The sequence below is a fragment of the Micromonospora sp. NPDC049282 genome, assembly GCF_043197045.1.
In the GTDB taxonomy this organism is placed as follows: domain Bacteria; phylum Actinomycetota; class Actinomycetes; order Mycobacteriales; family Micromonosporaceae; genus Micromonospora.
Genome location: NZ_JBICSL010000007.1, coordinates 192336 through 218059, shown reverse-complemented (window position 1 = coordinate 218059; position 25724 = coordinate 192336). Strand labels below are relative to the sequence as shown.

The window sequence follows — 25724 nt, the reverse complement described above, 5'->3', positions numbered from 1 at the left end:
CGGCCGCGCTGCGTGGTGGTGACGCTACGGTCGACCATTGTCGTTCCGTTATTCCCCGGCTATCGGTAGGGGCAGGCCGGACACGGCGACCGGGTCGCCGTCCGCGCGGACGGCGACCCGGAGGAAGATGTCGGCGCTCAGACCGCGCGGGCGAGGCGGGGCTGCCCGAGCGACAGGGGCTCCGGCGCGGGCGGGGCCGCCATCCGGTTCAACCGGGCGGCCGCGGACCGGACGGCGGCCGAGACGGCGGCCTCCAGGTCGGCGTCGACGCCCACACCCCACAGCACCCGGTCGGCGGCGCGCAGCTCGGCGTAGACGGCGAGCCCTCCGCCGCCGGTGAGCGCCGTACCGGTGCGGTGCACGGCGTGCACGTCGATGCCCCACGGCACCAGGCGATCGCGTACCTGCTCGACCTGGTCCGCCCGGGCCGCGCCCACCTCGAAGGCCGCGCCGTCGACGTGCAGATAGGCGGGTACCGCCGCGGGCAGTGGCAACGGCAGGGCGACCAGCGGACGCGAGATGTACTCGGCGCGGAACAGCGCGGCGATCCGTTCCGGACCGACCTCGCCGCCCTCCGCGTCGGCGTGCGCCTGCACCAGCGCGGCGAACTCGACCTGGAGGTCGCGGGGCAGGTTGAGGCCGAGCATCGAGCTGACCACGTAGGCGACGCCGCCCTTGCCCGACTGGCTGTTGATCCGCACCACGGTCTCGTAGGTGCGGCCGACGTCCGCCGGGTCGACCGGCAGGTACGGGATCTCCCAGCGCGTTTCGGCGACCGGCGCACCCGCCGCCGCGGCGACCCGCTTCTGCTCGTCGAAGCCCTTCTTGATGGCGTCCTGGTGCGATCCCGAGAAAGCGGTGTAGACGAGATCACCACCGTACGGGTGACGCGGGTGCACCGGCAGTTCGGTGCAGTGCTCCACGGTGCGCCGCACCCGGTTGATGTCGGAGAAGTCGATGCCCGGATCGACGCCCTGACTGAACATGTTGAGTCCGAGGGTGACCAGGTCGACGTTGCCGGCCCGCTCGCCGTTGCCGAACAGGCAGCCCTCGACCCGCTCGGCGCCGGCCAGCATCGCCATCTCGGCGGTGGCGACGCCGGTGCCCCGGTCGTTGTGCGGATGCACCGACAGGCAGAGGTGCTCGCGGCGGCTCAGCCGGCGGCCCATCCACTCGATCTGGTCGGCGAAGACGTTGGGCATGGCCCGCTCGACGGTGGTCGGGAAGTTCAGGATGATGGGCCGCCCCGCCTCGGGCTGCCAGACGTCCATCACCGCCTCGCACACCTCCAGCGAGAAGTCCAGCTCGGTGTCGTTGAACAGCTCCTGCGAGTACTGGAAGCCGAGGTCACAACCGGCCAGGGTGCGGTCGGCGTACTTCATGAACAGCCGGGCGCCCTGCACCGCGAGTTCCTTGCACTCGGCCCGGTCCATGCCGAACACCACCCGCCGGAACAGCGGGGAGGTGGCGTTGTAGAGGTGCACGGTGGCTCGGCGGGCGCCGGCGAGGCTCTCCACCGTCCGGCGGATCAGGTCGTCCCGGGCCTGCACGAGCACCGAGATGGTGACGTCGTCCGGCACCAGGTCCCGCTCGATGAGCGTCCGCAGGAAGTCGTGGTCGTCCTGGCTCGCCACCGGGAAGCCGACCTCGATCTCCCGGTAGCCCATCTCGGTGAGCAGCCGGAACATGATGAGCTTGCGCTCGGGGTTCATCGGGTTGACAAGTGACTGGTTGCCGTCACGCAGGTCGGTGGAGAGCCACCTCGGCGCCGAGGTGATGCTCCGGCCGGGCCACGCGCGCTCCGCCAGCGGGACCACGGCCGGTGACCGGTACCGCCGTACCGCACGTCGAAAGGGGTTCACCACGTTCCTCCTTTCTCCGGAGCACCGGTTCAGACCCGGGTGCCGAAGAACATCGAATAGGAATAGGGCGCGAGCAGGACCTGGATCTGGCAGGTGTCGGTCTCGTCCTGCACCCGGAACACGACGGCGACCTCCGGATAGGCGGCGCTGATCCCCAGGCTGGCGAAGTACGAGTCGCTGTCGAAGACGATGCGGTACGCGCCCCGCTCGAGTTCGTCGTCCAGCCAGTCCAGGATCTGGCCGTCGCTGTCGGTCTCCGCCTGCGAGACGACCCGCCAATTCTCCCCGCTCGGCCTTTCCAGCCGGGCACGGACACCGGCCGCCGAGCGTCCGTAGACGACATCCAACGCTTGCGCAGAGACACTCATTGACTACTCACCTAATGTTCGAACCCGCGACGCGGGCGCCTGTGGCGTCATCATCGCCACCGCCGTTATCGACCCGCATTCGAGACGCTATCGGCCGCCGCCGGAGCGGTCCGAGCGCCTCTTAAACACATCGATAATGAGTCGATGGCGCGGCTCCATAGCGTGGTTCTCATCGAAGCCGCGACCGGCGCAAGTCGGAAGCAAGCCTGAGGAGACAGGATCCATGCGATTCTTCAACATCCGCACCATCGCCCGCATCTTCGTCGCCGCCGTCGCCGGTGCCGGCTTCGCCCTCGGAGCCGTCAACCCGGCCAGCGCGGACGACACGGCGCCCAACCCGCCGGCCCCGCAGGTCCCCGTTGTCGTCGTGACGAACGGGAACTGGCCCTGGGGCTGAACCGTCAAAAGATCGATCTTCGCGCCGTCGCCGCTCCCCCGGTGACGGCGTTGCTGTTTCTTGAACCGCCGCACGCCGCCGGGGCGGAGCGCAGCCGGCCTACGAGGCCTTCGAGTTGATGATCACCTGATCCGAGCCGGACGCCGCGGAGTACGCCTCGGTGAGCATCGCCAGCACCCGCGACTCGAAGACCGGCGCCTTGATGCTGCGGAACAGGCCGAGCGCCCGGTGCAGATGCACCACCGCCTGCGGCGGTTTGTCGCAGGCCAGCGCCAGCTCACCGAGGCTGAACGCGATCCGCGCCTCGACCAGCCGTTCACCGTTGCTGCTGGCCAACGACTGGGCGCTGGCCAGCGCGGTGCCCGCCTCGGTGAAGTCGCCGCCACGCAGGTGCGCCAGACCGAGACCGTGCAGGGCGTACGCCTCACCGATCGGATCGCCGAGGTCGTGCACCGCGGCCAGCGCCTCCCCGAACGCCGCCACCGCCTCGGCCGGCTCCCCGGCCTGCAGGTGCGCGTCACCGAGGCGGTGCAGCACCTGCGCCTCGATGCGCCGGCTGCCGGCCTGGCGGCTGAGCTCCAGCGCCTGCGGCAGCATGCCCTTGGCGCTGTCGGCGTCACCCCGCTCCAGCTCGACCTGCGCCAGGCTGTGCAGCACGTACGCCGCGGCGGCCAGGTCACCGCCGTTGCGCAGCACCGCAAGCGCCCACTCGTAACGCCGGGCCGCCTCGGCGAGATTGCCGTCCATCCGTTCCAGGTAGGCGATGTTGCGGCTGACCAGTGCCGCCCCCTGGGCGTCGTGCACGCTCTGGAACAGCTCGGCAGCCTCGTCGAGGCTCTGCCGCGCGTCGGCGAACCGCTTCTCGACGATGGCCAGGGAGCCGATCGAGTAGAGGATCACCGCCTGCCCGCGGCGGTCGTCGGCCTGCCGGACGGCGTTGAGCGCCACCTGGTGGGTCTCCCGCCAGTCGTTGAGATAGACCCGCGACTCGAAGAGCGTGACGGCGGTAACGGCCAGGTCCCAGCACAGCTCGACGGCGCTGATCTTGGCGGCCTGGCGCACCGCGGCCACCAGCGACTGGCGCTCGCGCTCGAACCAGTTCAACGGCTCCCGGACCAGCCGGGCGGCGGTGCGCGGCGGGAGTTCCCAGCGCGTCGCCCTGCCGTGGACCTGCAGGTTGTCGTTGCCGTGCAGCTGCCGGTGCGCCACCTCGGCCAGGAACAGCAACGCGCCCAGGACCCGTTCCAGCGCCGCGTTGCGGTCGGCCACCGCCTCCTCCGCGGCCAGGCGCTCCCGGGCGAAGACTCTTATCAGGTCGTGGAAGCGGTATTGGCTGTGCAGGCCCGACTCGGTGCCGGTGATCTCCACGAGCTGGGCGTCGGCGAGGTCGTCGAGGAGGTCCTGCGCGTCCTCGAGTGACCGGTCGAGCAGCGCGGCGCCCATCCAGCCGGAGAAGGCCGGGCAGTCCAGGACGGCGAGCAGCCGGAACAGTCGACGGGCGTCCTCGCTGATGTTGTCGTACGTCATCGAGATGCTGGCCCGGATGCCCATCGCGCCGTGTTTGAGCTCGTCGAGGCGGCGCGACTCGTTCTCCAGGCGGCCGGCGAGCTGCTCCAGCGTCCAGTGCGGACGCGCCGACAGCCGGGCACCGGCGATCCGCAGGGCGAGTGGAAGCTGCCCGCACAGCTCGGCCAGGTCGGCGGCGGCCTCGGCCTCGGCGTGCACCCGGCTGTCGCCGGCGATCCGGGACAGCAGCTCGATGGAGTGCCGGGGGCCGAAGACGTCGATGTCCACGTGGGTGGCGCCGGGCAGCCCGCCGAGCCGGCTGCGACTGGTGATGATGACGGCGGTCCGCGGGTTGCCGGGCAGCAACGGCAGGACCTGGCTCTCGCTGCCGACGTTGTCGAGCACGACCAGGACCCGACGGTCGGAGAGCAGGCCACGGTACATCTCGGCGCGCTCCTCCACCCCGTCCGGGATGACGCCGCCGGGCACGCCGAGGGTCCGCAGGAACCGTTCCAGGATCTGCATCGGGCTGACCAGGCGCGACGCCCGGCCGTGCAGGTCGGCGAAGAGCTGCCCGTCCGGGTACTGCGACGCGAGCCGGTGCGAGACGTGGACGCCGAGGGTGGTCTTCCCGATGCCCGGCTTTCCGGCGATGACGATGACCGGCACCGCCAGGTGTCGCGGGTTCTCCACCGACAGGGCCAGCTGCGCCTCGATGTCGTTGATCTGCTGCGCCCGGCCGGTGAAGTCGGCGATGTCGGTGGGCAGCATGCAGGGTGTCGCCGTGGTCAGGGCGGGCGCCGACGGAGGGTCGTCCTCGGCGGCGAGGATCGGGAGGACGGGAGCGCCGGTGGCCGGCGGCGTCGGACCGGCGGCCTGGATCGGCACGACGACCGGCGGGTCGCTGTCGGCGATCGGCTCCGCGACGACGACCGCCGGCCCGTCCACGACGGGGTGGAGGACCAGGCCGGCCTCCGAGGTGTGGATCGACCGCTCCACCCGCTGCAGCCACTCGCTCGGCTCCAGGCCCAGCTCGTCGATCAGGGTCTGGCGGGCCAGCCGGTAGGAGTCGAGCGCCTCCGCCTGCCGGCCGGACCGGTAGAGCGCCAGCATGAGCTGGCCCCGCAGCCGCTCGCGCAGCGGATGGGCCAGCACCAGCCCGGTGAGTTCGGCGACCACGTCCCGGTGCCGGCCCAGATCCAGTTCCAGCTCGATGCAGTCCTCGACGACGGTCAGCCGACGCTCGGCGAACCGGTCGGCGGCCGAGCGCAGCACCTGGCTGTCGATGCCTTCCAGGGCCACGCCACGCCACAGCCGGAGCGCCTCGCGGTAGCGGGTGATGGCGTCGTCGCGGCGGCCCGCACCGGCCGCCGCCCGGGCCTCGGCGAGCAACCGCTCGTAGTCGTAGAGGTCGATGCGACTGTCGGTCGGGTCGAGCACGTAGCCCTGGTTGCGGGTGATGATGGCGTCGGCCCGGCCGGAGGACGCGAGCAGACGGCGCAACGCGGAGACGCAGATCTGCACCTGGACCCGGGCGCTGCTGGGCAGCTGCTCGCCGTAGATGGCGGTCATCAGCCGACCGACCGGGACCACGCGTCCCGCCTCCAGCACCAGGCTGGCCAGAACGATCTGCTGGCGGTGGCCGCCGAGGTCGAGGGGACGGCCGTCGACCAGGACCTCGAGCGGACCGAGCACGCGGTAGTCCACGCGCGCCCCCTACGCCCCGACGAGTGCGGGGCAGGCCACGGCCCAGGTGCCCGTTACCTTTCGTTCACCCCGCGATCGTGCGCCGGTAGAGTCGTAGAACAATAAACAACTCTGCCAATTCGTCCACATTGTTCTGGCCCCCAGGTGTCTCCACCGAGACTACGAAAGCATTCCCGCTGGTGCCAGCCGGCCTGACGATCGCCACCCTTCGGGTTGCGACAAATGGCCGTTCTCCCGATAGTCGCACCGATCGATGTGTTCGCTGCGTCGATTCAGCCCGACTCTTTCGTCCATTCCCTCCACTTTGATGCGGCGGAAGGAATTTTGCCGACGGGCACCCCGATACGCGGATCCGCGCACCTTCGTGGATTTGCCGGGCATCGCGGGTCAGCGGAGCAGGCAGACCGCCGTGCCGGCCGGGAGCGTCTGGCCGACCGTAACCGTCAGACCGGTCACCACACCCGGTTTGTGGGCGTGCAACGGCTGCTCCATCTTCATCGCCTCGATCACCGCGATCAGGTCGCCCGCGGCCACCGCGTCACCGTCCGTGACCGCCAGCTTCACCACGGTGCCCTGCATCGGGCTGGTCAGCGCGTCACCGTCGGCCGCGGCCGGCTGGGCCCGGCCGCCGCCGGCCCGCCGGCGCGGCCGGGCCACCGGCGCCGCCGTCCCGGCCGGCGCCGGCGCCGCGACGAGGCCGGCCAACCCGGCGGGCAGCGTGACCTCGTGCCGCCGGCCGTCGACCTCGATCACCAGGGTCGGGCGATCGGGCGCGGGCGCCGCCGTCGCGCCGCCGCCGCCGAACGGGGGTACGTCGTTGTGCCACTCCGTCTCGATCCAGCGGGTGTGCACGCGGAACGGCCCGTCGGTGAACGCGGGATCGCGGACCACCGCGCGGTGGAACGGCAGCACGGTCGCCAACCCGTCCACGACCATCTCGTCCAGCACCCGCCGGGAGCGTTCCAGCGCCTCGGCCCGGGTCTCGCCGGTGACGATCACCTTGGCCAGCAGCGAGTCGAAGTTCCCGCCGACGACGCTGCCCGCCCCGATGCCGGCGTCCACCCGTACGCCCGGCCCGTCCGGCCACGTCACCGCCGAGACCACACCGGGCGCCGGCAGGAAGCCGCGGCCCGGGTCCTCGCCGTTGATCCGGAACTCGATCGCGTGCCCGCGCGCCGGCGGGTCGGCGGCGAATCGCAACCTCTCGCCGTCGGCGATCCGGAACTGCTCGCGGACCAGGTCGATGCCGCTGGTCTCCTCGCTGACCGGATGCTCCACCTGGAGCCGGGTGTTCACCTCCAGGAACGAGATCGTGCCGTCGGCGCCGACCAGGTATTCCACCGTGCCGGCGCCGTGGTAGCCGGCGGCCCGGCAGATCGCCTTGGCCGAGGAGTGGATCCGGTCGCGCTGGGCCGTGGTCAGGAACGGCGCCGGCGCCTCCTCGACCAGTTTCTGGTGCCGCCGCTGCAGCGAGCAGTCGCGGGTGCCGACGACGACGACGCCGCCGTGCTGGTCGGCCAGGACCTGCGCCTCCACATGGCGCGGACGGTCGAGATAGCGCTCGGCGAAGCACTCGCCCCGGCCGAACGCCGCGACCGCCTCCCGGGTCGCCGACTCGAACAGCTCCGGGATCTCGGCCACGGTCCGGGCGACCTTCAGCCCCCGGCCACCGCCGCCGAAGGCGGCCTTGATGGCGACCGGCAGGCCGAAGCGTTCGGCGAACGCCACGATCTCGGCCGCGTCCCCCGCCGGCCCGGGGGTGCCCGGGACCAGTGGGGCGCCGACCCGCTCCGCGACGTTCCGCGCCGACACCTTGTCGCCGAGGACCCGGATCGCCGACGGTGACGGCCCGATCCAGGTCAGGCCGGCATCGATGACCGCCTGGGCGAAGTCGGCGTTCTCCGACAGGAAGCCGTACCCGGGGTGCACCGCGTCGGCGCCGGCGGTCGCCGCGACGGCGAGCAGCTTGTCGATGCGCAGGTAGGACTCGGCCGCGGTGTCGCCGTCGAGCGCGTACGCCTCGTCGGCCAGCTTGACGTGCCGGGCCTCCCGGTCGCTGTCGGCATAGACGGCGACGCTGCGCAGGCCCGCGTCGCGGCAGGCGCGGACGACCCGGACCGCTATCTCGCCGCGATTGGCGATGAGGACCTTCTGCACGTGGTCAGCTCCTTTCACCCCGGCCCTCAGGGCAGCCGGGCCACCAGCGAGGCATGGGTCAGGCCGGCGCCGAACCCGGACAGGAGCGCCAGGCCGCCGGACGGCACCCGGCCGGCGCTGATCAGCGCCTCCATGGCGAGCGGGATCGACGCGGCGGAGGTGTTGCCGGAGTGCTCCACGTCGCGCGAGACCACCACGCTCGCGGGCAGGCCCAGCGAGCCGGCGATCCGGTCGATGATCCGTACGTTGGCCTGGTGCGGCACGAACGCCGCGAGGTCGTCGACGGTCAGGCCGGCGGCCCGCACCGCCTCGCCGGCGACCGGCGCCACCTCGGAGATCGCCCAGCGGAAGACCTCCTGCCCGGCCATCCGCATCACCGGCCAGAAGCCCGGGGCGTCGCGCGTCTCGGCCCACGAGCCCTCGTGCCCGATGACGCCGCTGCGGGCCCCGTCCGCGCCCCAGACCACCTGGTGGATGCCGCGGCTGCCGGCCGACTCGACCACCACCGCGCCGGCGCCGTCGGCGAACAGGAAGGCGGTCGACCGGTCCTTGGGATCGATGATGTCGGTCATCCGCTCGGACCCGATGACCAGCACCCGGCCGGCCGAGCCGCTGCGGACGAGTCCGTCGGCCACGGCCAGCGCCGAGCAGAACCCGGCGCAGGCCGCGCCGAGGTCGAAGGCGGCGGCCCGGCGCGCGCCGAGCAGGTCCGCCACCTGCGGGCCGGCAGCAGGCGACTGGTACAGGTAGGACATCGTCGCCACGATGACGACGTCGATGCTCTCCGCGGTGACTCCGGCATGGCTCAGCGCGCCGTCGGCGGCCTCCGTCGCCATGCTGACCACGGAGTCGTCCGGACCGGCGAACCGGCGGCTGACGATGCCGGAGCGCTGCCGGATCCACTCGTCGGTCGAGTCGATCGGGCCGCAGATCTCGTCGTTGTGCACGACCCGGGCCGGGCGGTACGCGCCCACGCCGCGGATCCGGCTACCGGTCACGAGCCGGACCCGATCCGGGCCAGGGTGCCGTCGAGATAGGCGGCCCGACAGGCCCGCCGCTGCACCTTGCCGCTCGTCGTCCGGGGCAGCGTGCCGCGCCGGATGAGCACCACCTCGGCGACCGGGATGCCGTGCCGCGCCTCCACGGTCGTCCGTACGGCCTCGGTGAGCTGCTCGGCCGGGGTGTCCCGCAGGATCCGGCCGTTCACCTCCACCACCACCACGAGGTCCTCGGTGGCGCCGCCGTCGACCGCGAAGGCGGCCGAGCACGACGGTTGCAGCCCGGGGGCGCAGGTCTCGGTGGTCTGCTCGAGGTCCTGCGGATAGTAGTTGCGACCGAACCGGATGATGACGTCCTTCAGCCGCCCGGCGACGAAGAGCTCACCGTCGGAGACGAAGCCGAGGTCGCCCGTACGCAGGTAGCGCAGTGCCGGATCGCCGTCGGCGACCGTCGCCCCGAACGTCTCCGCGGTCTCGGCCGGGCGCTGCCAGTAGCCCTGCGCCACGCAGGGACCGGACAGCCAGATCTCGCCGATGGTCTCGTCCGCACAGCGGGTACGGCTGCCCGGGTCGACGACCGTCACCTCGGTCAGCCCGTCGGCCGGTCCGCAGCTGACCACCGCGGTCGCGTCCGGGTCGCCCGGGGCGACGCCCACGACCTTCCGGTCGGCCAGCGCCGCGGCGGAGAGCCACCGCGCCCGGGGCTGGTCGGTCGACCGGCTGCCGGAGACCTTCAACGTGTTCTCGGCCAGGCCGTATCCGGGGCTGATCGACCGCCGCTCCAGCCCGTACGGCGCGAACGCCGCGGCGAACCGCTCAACGGTGTCCCACCGCACCGGCTCCGACCCGCTGATCGTCGCCCGCAGGCAGGACAGGTCGAGGTCGGGCCGGGCGTCGGCGGCCGCCCGCGCGCACAGCTCGTAGGCCAGGTTCGGCGCGGCGGTGTGCGTGCCGCCCAGCTCCGCGATCGCCTCCAGCCAGCCCAACGGGCGGCGGACGAAGTCGTCCGGCGCCATCAGGTACGCCGGCGCCCCGGACCACAGCGGCATCACGATGCCGAACAGCAGTCCCATGTCGTGGAAGAGCGGGAGCCACGAGACCACCCGGCCACCGTCGCTGACCGGCCAGCGACGGGCCAGGTCCTCGGCGTTCGCGCAGAAGTTGCGGTGGCTGACCACGACGCCCTTGGGCATCCCGGTCGAGCCGGACGTGTACTGCAACATCGCGACGTCGTCCGGCACGATGATCCGCGGCGAGTAGGCCGCCGCGACCTCGTCCGCGACCGTGTCGGTGCACAGCCAGGACAGGCCGGACAGCTCCGGCGCGTCGCCGAACTGCGCGAGGAGCTGTTCCCGGACGGCCACCGTGGTGAGGATCGTGGTCGCCCCCGCGTCGTCCGCGACCGCCCGCACCCGCAGCAGGCCGCTGCGCCGGTTGGGCACCTTCACCGGAGCGGCGCGCACCCGGGCCAGTTGGGCGCCCAACAGCGCCCTGGGGAACTCGAGACCGGACGGGTAGAGCATCACCGCCGTACGTCCGCCCAGGTCGCGCTCGCACATGGCGGCCGCCCGGGCCCGGGCGGCGATCTCCAGATCGCCGTACGTGAGTTCGTCGTCCCGCGGGCGGCCGGTGGGCCGGACCATCGAGTACGCCACCGTGTCCGGCGTCTCCGCCGCCCGCCGGGCCAGCATCGTGGTCAGGTCGGGTGACGTGGTCGTCGTGATCGTGTCGGTCATGCTGATCCCTCTTCCGCTCCGCGGTGGTGCCGGGTCAGGCGGTGCGCGAACCGGCCCGCACGCAGGCGAGCTGCGTCCGGATGATGGTGAGCACCGCGGCCTGGTGCCGGTTGAGGAAGAAGTGGCCGCCGGAATAGGTGTGCAGGTCGAACGGCCCGGTGGTGTGGTCCTGCCAGGACCGCACCTCGTCGACCGTGGCCTTGGGGTCGCTCTCGCCGGTGAACGCGGTGATCGGCGCCGACAGCGGCGGGCCGTCCGCGTACCGGTAGGTCTCCGCGGCCGTGTAGTCGGCGCGGATGGCGGGCAGGATCATCCGCAGCACCTCGTCGTCGCCGAGCAGCCCGCCCTCGGTGCCGCTGAGCCGGCGCACGTCCGCGATGAGGCCCCGGTCGTCGAGCTGGTGCACCCGTTCGTCCCGGACCCGCGACGGCGCCCGCCGGCCGGAGGCGAACACCCACGCCGGGGTCACCCCGTCCTCCTGCTCCAACAGGCGTGCCACCTCGAAGGCGAGGCTCGCGCCCATGCTGTGCCCGAACAGCGCCAGCGGCCGGTCGGTCCGCGGGCGCAGCACCGCGCGCACCCGTCGGGCCAGTTCGGGCAGGTCCCGCACCAGCGGCTCGTGCCGGCGGTCCTGCCGGCCGGGGTACTGGATCGCCAGCACCTCGACCTCGGGCGCCAGGGCCCGCGACACCGGGAAGTAGTAGCTCGCCGAGCCGCCGGCGTGCGGCAGGCAGACGAGCTGGACACTGCCGGGCGTGGCCGGGTGATATTCCCGGATCCACAGGCCCGCGTCGTCGTCGGTCATGCTTGTCGCCCCTCACGTCGGCAGAGCTCCGGAGGCGGAACCCCCGATGTGAGATGAGGATCCTCACGGGCCGACGGCGGACGCAAGAGATCCGGAAGTGCCTCCCCGCAGTCTCGGGTCAGTAGGGGGCGGCCTACGGGTTACCGTGCCGCACGCACGCCCCGAGCATGGACAGGTGTGGCGCATCCGTGCCTTGCCACCGCTTGGGAGTAGACATGATCGAGGTCAACGATCTGCGCAAGTCGTATCGGATCCGCTTCGGGCGGAAGACCATCGACGTCGACGCCGTGCGTGGCGTCACCTTCGACGTCCAGAAAGGACAGGTGCTCGGCCTGCTCGGCTCGAACGGCGCGGGCAAGACCACGACCATCCGGATGCTCACCACCCTCATCCGGCCGGACAGCGGCAGCGCCGTCATCGCCGACGCCAACCTGGCCACCGAGGCGGCCGAGGTGCGACGTCGCATCGGGTACGTGTCGCAGGGCGGGTGCACCGCGGACAACTCGACCGCCCGCGAGGAGCTCATCCTGCAGGCCCGCATGTTCGGCATCGGCAAGGCCGAGGCCCGGGAGCGGGCCGCGCGGGCGCTGGACACCTTCAAGCTCAGCGAGTACGCCGACCGGCGGTGCAAGACCTACTCGGGCGGCCAACGGCGCCGGGTGGACATCGCCATGGGTCTCATCAACGAACCGAAGGTGCTGTTCCTGGACGAGCCGACCGCGGGCCTCGACCCGGCCGGCCGGGCCGACATCCGCGACGAGATCGAGCGCCTGCGCGCCGACGGCATGACCGTGCTCGTCACCACCCACTACCTCGAGGAGGCCGACGCGCTGTGCGACCGGGTGGCGATCGTCGAGAAGGGGCAGGTCGTCGCGGAGGGCACCCCGAACGAGCTGAAGCGCCAGGTCGCCGGCGACGTCGTCACGCTCGGGCTGAACGGCAGCACGCCGGACGCCGAGAAGATCATGACCGGGGCGGCCTACGTGACCCGGCTCGAATCCACCGACGAGGGCCTGCGGCTGTTCGTCGAGTCCGGCAACCGGGTGCTGCCGAAGATCCTGCACGACCTCGACGACGCCGGCATCGTGCCCGACACGATCGAGGTGCACCGGCCCTCGCTCGACGACGTGTTCCTGGCCAAAGCCGGCCGCTCGCTCACCGCAGCCTGAAAGGGGGCCTGCCGCCATGAACGTCGCCCGCGGCACCTGGCTGGTGTTCCACCGCCAGATCAGCCAGATCATCCGCAGCCCGATCTGGATCTTCCTCAGCATCCTGGATCCGCTGGTCTACCTGTTCCTGTTCGCACCGCTGCTCCAGCGGGCCCTGAACGCGCCGACGTCCGGCGCGGCGTACACCACGTTCGTGCCCGGCCTGCTGGTGCTGCTGGCCATCTTCGGCGGCATGTTCGCCGGCTTCAACATGCTCGTCGAGCTGCGCGCCGGCATGATCGAGCGGGCCCGGGTGACGCCGATGAGCACGGTGGCGCTGCTGCTCGGGCGCTCCCTGAAGGACGTCGCGAACCTCCTGTTCCAGGGCGCCATCGTGACGCTGACCGCGATGCTGTTCGGCCTGTCGGTGCGCCTGCCGGAGCTGCTGCTCGGGTTCCTGCTGGTCGGCATGATCGCGCTCGGCATGTCGGCGCTGTCCAACGGAGCGGCCCTGAAGCTGAAGACCGAGGGCATCCTGAGCCCGCTGATCAACACGGTGGGGCACCCGCTGCTGATGCTGTCCGGCATCCTGCTGCCGCTGGCGCTGGCGCCGGTGTGGCTGCAGAACGTGGCCAACCTCAACGTGTTCTCGTGGGTCGTCCGGGGGATGCGCGAGCTGTTCGCCGGGCACCCGGAGGCGCCGGTGGTCTGGCAGAGCTTCGCCGTGCTGACGGTCCTGACGGTGCTGTCGGTCTACTGGGCGTCCCGTCAGTTCGCCCGCAGCATCCGGTAGTTCACCGAACGGAGAGCGGCCGCCACGCCCGTCGGCGTGGCGGCCTCCGCACGTGCCGGTGATCAGAGCGGGATGTTGCCGTGCCGCTTCGCCGGCAGCTCGGCCCGCTTGTGCCGCAGCGCGCGCAGGGCGCGGGCCACCTCCAGGCGGGTCTGCGACGGGCGGATCACCCGGTCGACGTAGCCGCGCTCGGCGGCGATGTACGGCGAGTCGAACAGCTGCCGGTACTCCTCGGTGTACTTGGCCAGCAGGCGCTCGCGGTCGGCGCCCTCGGCCGCGGCCAGCGCCTTGCGGTAGAGCATCAGCACCGCCCCGTCGGCGCCCATCACCGCGATCTTCGCCGTCGGCCAGGCGAGGTTGACGTCGGCGCCCAGGTGCTTGGAGCCCATCACCGCGTAGCCGCCGCCGTACGCCTTGCCCACGACCACGGTCACCAGCGGGACGGTGGCCTCGGAGTACGCGTACAGCAGCTTGGCGCCGTGCCGGATGATGCCCCGGCGCTCCTGCTGGATGCCGGGCAGGTAGCCCGGCACGTCGACCAGGGTGAGGATGGGGATCCGGAACGCGTCACACATCCGCACGAAACGGGCCGCCTTGTCCGACGCGTCCAGGTCGATCGCGCCGGCCAGGTGGCCGGGCTGGTTGGCCACCACGCCGACCGAGCGCCCCTCGACCGAGGCCAGCGCGCAGATGATGTTCGGCGCGAACGACTCCTGGAACGGCAGCAGCGAGTCCTCGTCGACGATCCGCTCGATCAACTCGACCATGTCGTAGGTGCGGTTCGCCGAGTCCGGCATGATGCCGTCGAGGTGGCGGTCGCGCTCGGTGACCTCCGGCGCGCCGGTGTGCGCGAACACCGGCGCCTCCTCGCGGTTGTTGCTGGGCAGATAGCCCAGGAGGTCACGGACCCAGGCGATCGCGGCCGGCTCGTCGTCGGCCACGTGGTGCACGTTGCCGGCGATCTCGCTGTTGGTCTCCGCGCCGCCGAGCTCGTCGCGCGAGGTGCGCTCCCCCAGCACCGCGGCGACCACCTCGGGGCCGGTCACGAACATGTACGAGGTGTCGCGCACCATCACCGTGACGTCGGTCATCGCCGGCGAGTACACCGCGCCGCCGGCGCACGGCCCCATGATGAGCGAGATCTGCGGGATCACGCCCGAGGCGAGCACGTTGCGGCGTCCGATCTCGGCATAGTGGGCCAGCGAGACCACGCCCTCCTGGATCCGGGCGCCACCGGAGTCGTTGATGCCGACGACCGGGCAGCCGATCCTCATGGCCAGGTCCATCAGCTTCATGACCTTGCCGCCGCACGCCTCGCCCATGCTGCCGCCCAGGATCGTGAAGTCCTGGGAGAACGCGCAGACCTGCCGGCCGTCGACGGTGCCGTAGCCGGTGACCACCCCGTCCCCGTCCGGCCGGTCGCCGCCCATGCCGTACTCGGCGCACCGGTGCCGGACGAACTCGTCCAGCTCCACGAACGAGCCGGGGTCGAAGAGCAGGTCGAGCCGCTCCCGCGCGGTGAGCTTGCCCTTCTGGTGCTGCTTCTGCCGGGCCCGGTCCTCGGCCGTCTCCACCACCTGCCGGCGCCGCGCGTCCAGGGCGGCGAGGCGCTCGGCGGTCGTGGGCTCCGTGGCTGTCTGCTCAGGCATCAGGAGAGTCCTCTCAGGACGTTCCGAGTTCGCTGTCGATGAGGGCGAAGATGTCGTCCGCGGTGGCCGACTCCAGGTCGGCGTCGCCGAGCCCGGTCGCCACGCCGGGGCCCTCGTCGCCGAGGTCCCGCACCCGGTCCAGCAGCACCTCCAGGCGCATCCGCAGCCGGGAACGCTCGTTGGAGTCCAGCTCGGCGACCTCGCCCAGCGCCGTCTCCACGTCGTCCAGGCTGCGCCGCAGCACCGCCTCCGGGCTGCCCCGGTCCGGCAGCAGCAGCGCCCGGACCCGGGTGGCCAGGGCCAGCGGGGTCGGATGGTCGAAGATCAGGGTCGCCGGCAGCCGTACGCCCGTCTCGACGGTGAGCCGGTTGCGCAGCTCGACCGCGGTCAGCGAGTCGAACCCGAGGTCCTTGAACGCCCGTTCCGCGCCGACCGCGTCCGTGGTGGGGTGACCCAGCACGGCGGCGGCGTGCGCGATCACCAGGTCCAGCAGGAACGCGTCCTGCTCGGCCGGGGACCGCGGGGCCAGCCGCTCGGCCAGCGGAACCGCCCCGGCGGCGGCCGGGGCGACCCGGCGCACGGCCGGCCGCACCAGCCGGCGCAGCAGCGGGGGCACCTCCTCGCCGAAGCCGGAGCGGTCCAGCGCGGACAGCACCAGATGCGCGCCGGGCAGCGTGGCCGCCGCGTCGAACAACGCCAGACCGGTCTCGGAGTCCAGCGCCGCGCCGGCCCGGGTGGCCCGGCTCAGGTTCGTGCCGTCGAGGTGGGCGGTCATCCCGCTGGGCTGGGCCCACAGCCCCCAGCCGAGCGCGACCGCCGGCAGTCCGAGCCCGCGGCGGTGGGCGGCCAGCGCGTCGAGGAAGCTGTTGGCCGCCGCGTAGTTCGCCTGCCCGGGCGAGCCGAACGTGGCCGCGACCGACGAGTAGAGCACGAACATCGCCAGGTCGTGGTCGGCGGTCAGCTCGTGCAAATGCAGCGCCGCGTCGGCCTTGGGCCGGAAGACGGTGTCGATCCGGTCCGCCGTCATCGCGGCGAACGTCCCGTCGTCCAGCGCGCCGGCGCAGTGCACCACGCCGGTCAGCCGGCGTCCGTCGAGCAGCGCGGCGAGTTCGTCCCGCTCGGCCACGTCGCAGGCGACCACGTCGACCGTGGCGCCCCGGTCCCGCAACCGCGCGGTCAGCTCCGCGGCGCCCGGCGCCTCGGCGCCCTGGCGGCTGGTGAGCAGCAGGTTCCGGACCCCGTACGCGGTCACCAGATGCTCGGCCAGCAGGCCACCGAGCTGCCCGGTGCCGCCGGTCACCAGCACCGTGCCGTCCGGGTCCAGCGGCGCGGGCACGGTGAAGACGTTCTTGCCGACGTGCCGGGCCCGGCTGATGTGCCGGAACGCGGCCGGCGCGTCCCGGACGTCCCAGGCGGTGATCGGCAGCATCCGCAACCGGCCCTGGTCGAACAGGCGCAGCACCTCGCGCAGCAGCTCGCCGATGCGCGGGGCGCCCGCCTCGAACAGGTCGAACGCGTCGTACCGGATGCCGGGGTGGCGGTCGGCCACCTCGAGCGGATCGCGCTTGTCGGTCTTGCCCATGTCCATCAACCGGCCGCCCGGCGTCAGCAGGCGCAGCGACGCGTCGGTGAACTCGCCGGTCAGCGAGTGGAGCACCATGTCCACGCCCCGGCCGCCGGTCACGGTCCGGAACGCGTCGGCGAAGTCGAGCGTGCGCGAGGAGGCCAGGTGGTCGTCGGCCACGCCCAGCTCGCGCACCGTGTCCCACTTGGCCGGGCTCGCGGTGGCGAAGACCTCGACGCCCCACATCCGGGCCAGCTCGACCGCGGCCATCCCGACCCCACCGGCCGCGGCGTGCACCAGTAGGGTCTCCCCCGCCCGCAGGCCACCCCGGTCGCGCAGGCCGTACCAGGCGGTCAGGTAGACCGTGGTGACCGAGGCCGCCTCGGCGAAGCTCCAGCCGGCCGGCATCCGGGCCACCAGCGCGCGTTCGGCCACCACGACCGGCCCGAACGCGCCGCCGATCGCGCCGAAGACCCGGTCGCCGGGCGCCAGGTCGGTGACGTCCGCGCCGACCTCGGTGACCACGCCGGCCGCCTCGGTGCCCATGCCCTGCTGGTCGGTCAGGCCGAGCGAGATGGCGACGTCCCGGAAGTTGACGCCGGCCGCCCGCACCGCGATCCGGACCTGGCCGGCGTCCAGCGGCGCCGAGGCCGCCGGGGACGGGCGCAGTTCCAGACCGTCGAGGGTGCCGGCCGCACCGGCCTCCAGCCGCCACGGCCCGGCGGCCGGGGGCACCAGCGCCGCGGGCAGGGCCCGGCCGAGTCGCGGCACGAGCACGACTCCGGCGCGTACCGCGAGCTGCGGCTCCTCGTCGACCGGCAGCGGGCCGGCCAGCACCGCCCACGACTCCGGCAGCCCGTCCGTGTCCACCAGGACGATCCGGCCGGGGTACTCGTTCTGGGCCGACCGGAGCAGGCCCAGCACGGTCGCGGCGGACAGGTCGGTGACCGGCCCGCCGGCCGGGGTGGCGGCGCGGGTCAGCACCACCAGCCGGGAGTCGTCGTCGCCGGCCAGCCACCGCTGCACGACGTCGAGGGTGCGGCGGGTGAGGTCGGCGGGCGCACCGGGCGGGACCGCGGTGAGCAGGGGGAGGTCGGGCACGGTCAGGTCGCCGACGGCCAGGTAGGCCCGCCCGGCGGTGCTGCCCTCGGCCCGGCTCTCGTCCCACTCGATCCGGAACAGCGAGTCGTCCAGCCGCGGGGCACGGGTCAGGTTGTCACCGGCGACCGGACGGAACACCAGCCGGTCGACGGCGGCGACCGCGGCGCCCGACGGGTCGGCCAGGTGCACGGCGAGGCCGTCCTCGCCGACCGGGCGCAACCTCACCCGCAGCGCCCGCGCGCCGGCCGCGTACACGCTCACGCCGGTCCACGCGAACGGCAACCGCGCGCCCCCGTCACCACCCGCCAGCGCCGCCGCGTGCAGGGCGGCGTCGAAGAGCGCCGGGTGCAGCGCGTACGACTCGGCGTCCACGGCCTCGGGCAGCTCGATCTCGGCCAGCACGTCGTCGCCGTGCCGCCAGGCCGCGCGCAGTCCCCGGAAGTCCGGTCCGTAGTCCAGGCCCGCGTGGGCGGCCAGGTCGTAGGTGTCGTCCACTCCGACCGGCTCGGCCCCGGCGGGCGGCCAGGCCCGCAGGTCGAATCCGGGCTCGGCGGCGTCGTCGGCGAGCAGGCCGTCGGCGTGGCGCACCCACGGGGCGTCGTCCCCGGCGCGGGCGGCGATCCGCACCGTCCGGACGCCGTCGCTCTCCGGAGCGCCGACCCGCGCCTGGAGCAGCACGTCCCCGGCCGCGGGCAGCACCAACGGCGTGGCGATGGTCAGCTCACGCAGCACGCCCGCGCCGGCCAGCCGTCCGGCCTGCCCGGCCAGCTCGACGAACGCGGTGCCGGGGAAGACGATCCGGCCCATCACCCGGTGGTCGCCGAGCCACCGGTGGCTGCTGGCGGAGATCCGGGCGGTGAGCACGAGCCCGTCACCGTCGGCCAGCGTCACCGCCGCGCCGACCAGCGGGTGGTCGCCGGTGGCGAGCCCGGCGGCGGAGACGTCGCCAGCCGTCGCCCGCACCCGCGGCCAGAACCGCTCGTGCTGGAACCGGTAGGTCGGCAGGTCGGCGGCCGGGCCGGCCGGGGTGAGCACGGACCAGTCCACGGTCGCGCCGCGCACCCACAGCTCGGCCACCGCCCGGTGCAGCTGGGTCCAGCCGTCGTGGTCGCGGCGCAGCGTCCCGGTCACCAGGCCACCGGCGGCGTCGACCCGGTCCTGCAGCGCGGCGGCCAGCACGGGGTGAGGGCTCACCTCGACGAACGTGGTGTGCCCGGCCGCGATGAGCCCCTGCACGACCTCGTCGAACCGGACCGGGTTGCGGAGGTTGTCGTACCAGTAGTCGGAGTCGAGCGCGGTGGTGTCGAGCAGGCCACCGGTGACGGTCGAGTAGAACGGGATCCGGCCGGCCGTCGGGCGCACCGTGCCGAACGCGGCGCGCAGGTCGTCGCGGACGGCCTCCACCTGGCGGGAGTGGGAGGCGTAGTCGATCGCCACCCGGCGCGACCATAGGCCGCGCGCGGCACACCGTTCCTCGATGGTGGCCAGGCCGGCCGAGTCGGCCGACAGCACCACCAGGTGCGGGCCGTTCACCGCGCCGAGCACCGCGCCGTCGACGCCGTCCAGCAGCGCCCCGGCCCGGTCGACGCCGGCCCCGACGGCCAGCAGGCCACCCTGACCGGCCAGCCGGAGCAGGATCCGGGCCCGCTCGACCGAGATCCGCGCGCCGTCGGTGAGGCTCAGCGCCCCGGCGGCCACGGCGGCGGCCAGCTCGCCCTGGGAGTGCCCGACCACGCCGGCGACGTCGACGCCGAGCCACTCCCACACCGCGGCCAGCGACACCATCACCGCCCACAGCGCCGGTTGCAGCAGGTCGGACCGCTCCATCCAGGACTCGTCGCGGGCCCGCAACGCGGCGCCCACCGCCCAGTCCAGGTGCTCGGCCAGCGCCGCCTCGCACTCCGCGAACCGGTCGGCGAAGACCGGGCAGGTGTCGAGCAGGTCGGCCGCCATGCCGGCCCACTGGCCGCCCTGGCCGGGGAAGACCAGGATCACGCCGCCCTCGGCGGCGGCCGCCGACCGTACCCCGGTGACCAGGCTGTTGGCGGCGGCGCCGGCCGCGGCGGCGGCGAGGCCGGCGCGGTCCGCGCCCACGACCACCGCCCGGTGCTCCAGCGCCGCGCGCCCGGCCACCAGCGTCCGGGCGACCGCGGCCGGCTCGTCGTCGACGTCGCGCAGGGCGGCGGCCTGGGCGCGCAACGCCCCTTCGGTACGCCCGGAGATCGGCCAGGACGGGGTGGCGGGCGCCGGGGTGACCGCCTCGGCGGCGGCCTCGGGCGCCTCTTCGAGGATCACGTGGGCGTTGGTGCCGCTCATGCCGAAGGACGACACGCCGGCCCGCCGGGCGTGCCCGGCACGGGTCCACGGCACCGGCTCGGTGAGCAGCCGCACCGCCCCGGACGCCCAGTCGACCTGCGGCGTCGGCCGGTCCACGTGCAGCGTACGGGGCAGCCGGTCGTGCCGCATCGCCTGCACCATCTTGATCACGCCGGCGACGCCGGCGGCGGCCTGGGTGTGGCCGATGTTCGACTTGACCGAGCCCAGCCAGAGCGGCTCGTCGCGGTCCTGGCCGTAGGTGGCCAGCAACGCCTGCGCCTCGATCGGATCGCCGAGGCGGGTGCCGGTGCCGTGCCCCTCGACCACGTCCACGTCGGCCGGTCGCAGCCCGGCGGCGGCCAGCGCCGCCCGGATCACGCGTTGCTGCGCCGGCCCGTTCGGCGCGGTCAGCCCGTTGCTGGCGCCGTCGGAGTTGACCGCCGTGCCGCGCACCAGCGCCAGCACCCGGTGTCCGTTGCGCCGCGCGTCGGAGAGCCGTTCGAGCAGCAACACGCCGGCGCCCTCGCCCCACCCGGTGCCGTCGGCGGCGCCCGCGTACGGCTTGCACCGCCCGTCGGCGGCGAGGCCGAGCTGGCGGCGGAACTCGACGAACGCCGTCGGCGTCGACATCAGGGTCACCCCGCCGGCCAGCGCGGTCGCGCACTCGCCGTTGCGCAGCGCCTGGGCGGCCAGGTGCAGCGCCACCAGCGACGAGGAACAGGCGGTGTCCACGGTCAGCGCGGGACCTTCGAGCCCGTACGTGTAGGCCACCCGGCCGGACAGCACCGCGGCCGCGTTGCCGGTGCCCTGGTGCCCGTCGGTCTCCTCGCCGGCGACGGCCAGCAGGCCGAGATAGTCCTGGCCGCTGGTGCCCACGAACACGCCGGTGCGGGTGCCGGCGGTGGAGCGGGGGTCGATCCCCGCCCGTTCGAAGGTCTCCCAGACCACCTCCAGCAACATCCGTTGCTGCGGGTCCATGGCGAGCGCCTCGCGCGGGGAGACGGCGAACAGGTCGGCGTCGAACCCGGTCACGTCGCGCAGGAAGCCTCCCCGGGCGTCCGGGTCGTCGAGCGACGCCGGGTCCCAGCCCCGGTCGGCCGGGAACGGCGTGAGGCCGTCGCCGTCGCCGTCGACCAGCCGCCACAGCGCCTCGGGGCTGTCCGCGTCGCCCGGATAACGGCAGGCCATGCCGACGATGGCGATCGGCTCGTCCGGCTCGGTGCGGGCGGCCGGCTCGGCGGTCGGGGTGGCGGCGGAGTCGCCGGCCAGCAGCTCGCGCAGCCGGCCGGCAAGCGCCACCGGCGTCGGGTGGTCGAAGACGAGCGTGGCCGGCAGCGTCAGGCCGGTCTCGGCGCCGAGCCGGTTGCGCAGCTCGACCGCGGTCAGCGAGTCGAAGCCGAGCTTCTTGAACGGGATCCGCACGTCCACGCCGGCCACGTCGCGGTGCCCGAGGACCAAGGCCACCTGTTCGCGGACCAGGGTGCGCAGCGCCCGCTCCCGGTCGGCGGCGGGCAGCCCGCGCAGGGTGACCGCGAACGCCGGCGGGTCGCCACCGGGGCGCGCGACGGCGGCCGGCCCGGCCGCCTCCGGCAGGAGCGCGAGCAGCGGCTGCGGCCGGGACGCGGTGAACGCGGGGGCGAAGGTCTGCCAGTCGACGTCGGCGACGACCACGCATCCGTCGTCGCCGTCCAGCGCGGCGGCCAGGACGGCCACGGCACGCGCCGGGTCCATCGCCCGCAGCCCTCGGCGGCGCAGGTACTCCTGGGTGCTCGCGTCGCCGGCCATGCCCGCGCCGGCCCACGGACCCCAGGCGAGCGCCAGGCCCGGCCGGCCGGCGGCCCGTCGCTGCTCGACCAGGGCGTCGAGGAACGCGTTGGCGGCCGCGTAGGCGCCCTGCTGCCCGCTGCCCCAGACTCCGGCCACCGAGCTGAAGACGGCGAAGAAGTCGAGGTCGGCGGTGAGTTCGTCCAGGTGCCGGGCGCCGGCCACCTTGGCCCGCAGGGTGGCCGCGAACGCGTCCGGGCCGGTGTCCGCCAGCGCGCCGAACTCCCCCGAGCCGGCCGCGTGCACGACGCCCACCAGATCGGGGATGCCCGCGACCAGCTCCGCGACGGCGGCCCGGTCGCCGACGTCGCAGGCGACGACCGTGACGGTGGTGCCGCGTCCGGCCAGTTCCTCGACCAGTTCGGTCACGCCGGGGGCGTCGGCGCCGCGCCGGCCGGTCAGCACGACGCGTTCGGCGCCACGGCCGGCCAGCATCCGCGCGACGTGCGCGCCCAGCGCACCGGTGCCGCCGGTGACGAGCACGGCGCCGCCCTCGCCGAGGCGGCCGCCGGCCGCCGGTGGGGCGGCGCGGACGAGGCGGCGGGCGGTCACCCCGGTGGACCGGATCGCCACCTGGTCCTCGGCGCCGTCGTCCAGCACGGCGGCCAGGTGGCCCAGGGCCGTCCCGTCGGCGTCGGCGGGCAGGTCGATCAGGCCGCCCCACCGGTCCGGGTGCTCCAGCGCGGCCACCCGGCCGAGCCCCCACACCTGGGCGGCGAACGGATGCTCGGACACGCCCCGGGTGATCGTCCACAACCGGGCGTCGATGCCGGCGTCGCCGAGCGCCTGCAGCACGGTGAGGGTCAGCGCCGCGCCGAGCGCCACCACACCGTCCGGCATCGGCTCGTCGGCCAGCCCGGCCAGCGAGACGACCGTACCGAAGTCACGGCCCGTCGCGGCCAGGCGCGCGGCCAGGGCCGTCCGGTCGAGGTCGACCGCCGCCAGGACCAGGACCGTGACGTCGTCGCCGAGCGCGGCCACCACGTCGTCGGCCGCGACGCCCTCGGGCGCCAGGACCAGCCGGGGACCCGGGCGCGGGCCCGGCGCCGGGGTGACCGGCGTCCACACCACCCGGTAGCGCCAGTCGTCGGCGGCCGGGGCGCGGTGGGTCGGCCAGTAGCGGTCCCGCTGGAACGCGTACGTCGGCAGCTCGGCCGGCAACCCGGTGTCCGGCCCGACGACGGCCGCCCAGTCGACCGGGACGCCGACGGTGAACAGCGCCCCGACCGCCTCCAGCAGCGTCTCCGGCTCGGGCCGCTGGCTCCGCAGGGCGGCCACCCGCACCGGCGGGGCCAGGTCCTCCGGCTGGGCGGTCCCGGCCGCCCCGAGCTGGGCCATGCCGGTGAGCACGCCGTCCGGGCCGAGCTCCAGATAGCGGCGGACGCCGAGCTGGGCCAGCTCCTGCACGCCGTCGTGGAAGCGGACCGTGCGCCGGACGTGCCGTACCCAGGTGTCGGCGTCGTACCCGTCGACCACCGCGCCGGTCAGGTTCGAGACGATCGGGATCCGCGGCGCGGCGTGGGTCAGCCCGGCCGCCACCGCCCGGAACGCGTCAAGCATCGGCTCCATCCGGGCCGAGTGGAACGCGTGCGAGACGCGCAGCCGCCGGGTCTTCACCCCGTCCTGGGCGCAGCTCGCGGCGAACGCGGCGACGGCTTCCTCGTCACCCGAGACGACCACCGATTCCGGGCCGTTCACGGCCGCGACGTCGAGACCGTCCGGCAGCGCCGCGGCGACCTCCGCCTCGCCCAGGCGCACCGACAGCATGCCGCCGCCGGCCGGGAGCGCCTGCATCAGCCGGCCCCGGGCCGCCACCAGCGTGACCGCGTCGTCGAGCGAGAGCACCCCGGCGACGTACGCCGCGGTCAGCTCGCCGATCGAATGGCCGAGCAGCACGTCCGGCACGACGCCCCACGACTCGACCAGCCGGAACAGCGCGGCCTCGACCGTGAACAACCCGGCCTGGGTGTAGCCGGTCCGGTCGAGCAGGTCCGCGTCGTGCCACACCACGTCGCGCAGCGGACGGTCCAGGTGACGGTCGAAGCGCGCGCAGATGTCGTCGAACGCCTCGGCGAAGACCGGGTAGGTGGCGTGCAGCTCCCGGCCCATCCCCACCCGCTGGCCGCCCTGGCCGGTGAACAGGAACGCGAGCTTGCCCGCGCTGACCGTGCCCCGGACCACCCCGGGCGCGGCGTGCCCGTCCCGGACCGCGGCCAGCCCGGCCGCCCCCTGCGGACCGGCCAGCACGACGGCCCGGTGCTCCATGGCGGAGCGGGTGCCGGCCAGCGCCCGGGCGACCGCGTACCGGTCATGGTCCTCGCCGAGATGGACCCGCAGCCGTTCGGCCTGGGCGCGCAGGCCCGCGGCCGTACGCCCGGACACGACCCACGGAACCGGGCCGGCGAACGCCTCGACCGGGTCGCCGGCCGGCGACGCCGGCGCCTGCTCCAGGATCACGTGGGCGTTGGTGCCGCTCACCCCGAACGACGAGACGCCGGCCCGGCGCGGGCGGTCCCGGCACGGCCAGCTCACCGGCTCCTGCAGGACCGCGACGCCGCCGGCGCTCCAGTCGACGTACGGCGTCGGCTCGTCCACGTGCAGCGTGCGCGGCAGCCGGCCGCGCCGGATCGCCATCACCATCTTGATGACGCCCGCGACGCCGGCCGCGGCCTGGGTGTGCCCGATGTTCGACTTCACCGAGCCGATCCACAGCGGATCGCCCGCCGACCGGCCGTGGCCGTAGGTCGCCAGCAGCGCCTCGGCCTCGATCGGGTCGCCGAGCCGGGTGCCCGTGCCGTGCGCCTCGACCGCGTCGACGTCGGCGGGCGTCAGGTCGGCGCCGGCCAGCGCCGCCCGGATCACCCGGCGCTGGGCCGGACCGCTGGGCGCGGTCAGACCGTTGCTGGCGCCGTCGGAGTTGACCGCGCTGCCGCGCAGCACGGCGAGGACACGCCGGCCGAGCCGCTGGGCCTCGGAGAGGCGTTCCAGCACCAGGACGCCGACGCCTTCGGCCCAGCCGGTGCCGTCGGCGGCCGCCGCGAACGGCTTGCACCGCCCGTCCGAGGCCAGGCCGTCCTGCTTGGCGAACTCGCCGAACACCTCCGGCGACACGAGCACCGTGACGCCGGCCGCGAGCGCGGTGGCACAGTCCCCGCGGCGCAGCGCCTGCGCGGCCAGATGACACGCGACGAGCGCCGACGAGCAGGCGGTGTCGACGGTGACGGCCGGTCCCTCCAGCCCGAGGGTGTAGGCGACCCGGCCGGACAGCACGCTTGTGGCGCTGCCGGTGAGCGCGTGCCCCTCCGCGGCCGGCTCGTCGTGCAGCAGGTAGTTGTAGCCGGAGGTGGCCGCGCCCACGAACACGCCGGTCCGGCTGCCCCGCAGGTCGTCGGCGTCGATCCCGGCCCGCTCGATCGCCTCCCACGACGTCTCCAGCAGCAGCCGCTGCTGGGGATCCATGGCCAGCGCCTCGCGGGGTGAGATGTCGAAGAACTCGGCGTCGAAGTCGGCGCCGCCGGTGAGGAAGCCGCCCCGGGCCGCGTACGCCGGCCCGTCCGGGCGCACCGCCCAGCCCCGGTCGTCCGGGAAACCGGTGATCGCGTCGCCGCCGTCGTCGACCAGCCGCCACAGCGCCTCCGGCGAGTCGGCGCCGGGGAGCCGGCAGGCCATCCCGACGATCGCGATCGGTTCGGTGGCGGCCTCGGTCAGCGCCCGGTTCGCCGTGCGCAGTCGCTCGGTCTCCTTCAACGACGACCGCAGCGCGGCCACGTAGTCTTCGGTCGAAGCCATCTTG

General features: G+C 74.0%; 12 protein-coding genes. 3 read left to right on the top strand and 9 right to left on the bottom strand.

Annotated features, from left to right (window positions below):
- Positions 1-137 precede the first annotated feature (137 nt).
- Both ACGFI2_RS14420 and ACGFI2_RS14415 read right to left on the bottom strand, forming a co-directional pair.
- A complete protein-coding gene (locus ACGFI2_RS14420) occupies positions 138-1862 on the bottom strand; it encodes a 2-isopropylmalate synthase (protein WP_393516024.1) in 1725 nt (574 codons plus the stop codon).
- Positions 1863-1891: 29 nt separating this feature from the next.
- Entirely contained in the window at positions 1892-2230 is a 339-nt protein-coding gene (locus tag ACGFI2_RS14415) for a hydroxyisourate hydrolase (RefSeq protein ID WP_393516021.1), read from the bottom strand.
- A gap of 223 nt (positions 2231-2453) precedes the next feature.
- Here ACGFI2_RS14415 and ACGFI2_RS14410 point away from each other — a divergent pair, with 223 nt between their 5' ends.
- On the top strand, positions 2454-2627 hold the full coding sequence (locus tag ACGFI2_RS14410) for a hypothetical protein (RefSeq protein WP_393516018.1): 174 nt from the start codon (positions 2454-2456) through the stop codon (positions 2625-2627).
- A 99-nt stretch (positions 2628-2726) separates the two neighbouring features.
- Here ACGFI2_RS14410 and ACGFI2_RS14405 read toward each other — a convergent pair whose 3' ends face one another.
- The 5 genes from ACGFI2_RS14405 to ACGFI2_RS14385 all read right to left on the bottom strand — a co-directional run bounded on the left by ACGFI2_RS14405 (position 2727) and on the right by ACGFI2_RS14385 (position 11536).
- Positions 2727-5840 (bottom strand): BTAD domain-containing putative transcriptional regulator, encoded by a 3114-nt coding sequence (locus tag ACGFI2_RS14405; RefSeq protein ID WP_393516015.1) that lies wholly within the window; start codon positions 5838-5840, stop codon positions 2727-2729.
- Between the two features lie 387 nt (positions 5841-6227).
- The gene (locus ACGFI2_RS14400; protein ID WP_393516012.1) at positions 6228-7997 is read right to left on the bottom strand and encodes a biotin carboxylase N-terminal domain-containing protein; all 1770 of its coding nucleotides are present in this window, start codon (positions 7995-7997) and stop codon (positions 6228-6230) included.
- 26 nt (positions 7998-8023) lie between these two features.
- Complete coding sequence (locus ACGFI2_RS14395; RefSeq protein WP_393516009.1) at positions 8024-8995, bottom strand: beta-ketoacyl-ACP synthase III; 972 nt, start codon at positions 8993-8995, stop codon at positions 8024-8026.
- Complete coding sequence (locus tag ACGFI2_RS14390; RefSeq protein ID WP_393516006.1) at positions 8992-10731, bottom strand: fatty acyl-AMP ligase; 1740 nt, start codon at positions 10729-10731, stop codon at positions 8992-8994. The genes ACGFI2_RS14395 and ACGFI2_RS14390 overlap by 4 nt, the downstream gene beginning before the upstream one ends.
- Before the next feature lie 34 nt (positions 10732-10765).
- On the bottom strand, positions 10766-11536 hold the full coding sequence (locus ACGFI2_RS14385) for a thioesterase II family protein (protein WP_393516003.1): 771 nt from the start codon (positions 11534-11536) through the stop codon (positions 10766-10768).
- Positions 11537-11751: 215 nt separating this feature from the next.
- Here ACGFI2_RS14385 and ACGFI2_RS14380 point away from each other — a divergent pair, with 215 nt between their 5' ends.
- Together ACGFI2_RS14380 and ACGFI2_RS14375 are read left to right on the top strand one after the other, a co-directional pair.
- Positions 11752-12705: an ATP-binding cassette domain-containing protein gene (locus tag ACGFI2_RS14380; RefSeq protein ID WP_393516000.1), complete on the top strand. Its 954-nt coding sequence runs from the start codon at positions 11752-11754 to the stop codon at positions 12703-12705.
- Between the two features lie 16 nt (positions 12706-12721).
- Positions 12722-13477 (top strand): ABC transporter permease, encoded by a 756-nt coding sequence (locus tag ACGFI2_RS14375; RefSeq protein WP_393515997.1) that lies wholly within the window; start codon positions 12722-12724, stop codon positions 13475-13477.
- 62 nt (positions 13478-13539) lie between these two features.
- On the opposite strand, the gene ACGFI2_RS14370 is transcribed toward ACGFI2_RS14375, so the two are convergent.
- Together ACGFI2_RS14370 and ACGFI2_RS14365 are read right to left on the bottom strand one after the other, a co-directional pair.
- A complete protein-coding gene (locus ACGFI2_RS14370; protein WP_393515994.1) occupies positions 13540-15126 on the bottom strand; it encodes an acyl-CoA carboxylase subunit beta in 1587 nt (528 codons plus the stop codon).
- A gap of 13 nt (positions 15127-15139) precedes the next feature.
- Complete coding sequence (locus ACGFI2_RS14365) at positions 15140-25699, bottom strand: SDR family NAD(P)-dependent oxidoreductase (protein ID WP_393516223.1); 10560 nt, start codon at positions 25697-25699, stop codon at positions 15140-15142.
- Positions 25700-25724 lie beyond the last annotated feature (25 nt).

Coding starts and splice junctions, on each gene's coding strand:
- ACGFI2_RS14415 (WP_393516021.1), bottom strand. CDS start 2,230: ATGAGTGTCTCTGCGCAAGCGTTGGATGTCGTCTACGGACGCTCGGCG.
- ACGFI2_RS14385 (WP_393516003.1), bottom strand. CDS start 11,536: ATGACCGACGACGACGCGGGCCTGTGGATCCGGGAATATCACCCGGCC.
- ACGFI2_RS14370 (WP_393515994.1), bottom strand. CDS start 15,126: ATGCCTGAGCAGACAGCCACGGAGCCCACGACCGCCGAGCGCCTCGCC.
- ACGFI2_RS14375 (WP_393515997.1), top strand. CDS start 12,722: ATGAACGTCGCCCGCGGCACCTGGCTGGTGTTCCACCGCCAGATCAGC.
- ACGFI2_RS14410 (WP_393516018.1), top strand. CDS start 2,454: ATGCGATTCTTCAACATCCGCACCATCGCCCGCATCTTCGTCGCCGCC.
- ACGFI2_RS14380 (WP_393516000.1), top strand. CDS start 11,752: ATGATCGAGGTCAACGATCTGCGCAAGTCGTATCGGATCCGCTTCGGG.
- ACGFI2_RS14390 (WP_393516006.1), bottom strand. CDS start 10,731: ATGACCGACACGATCACGACGACCACGTCACCCGACCTGACCACGATG.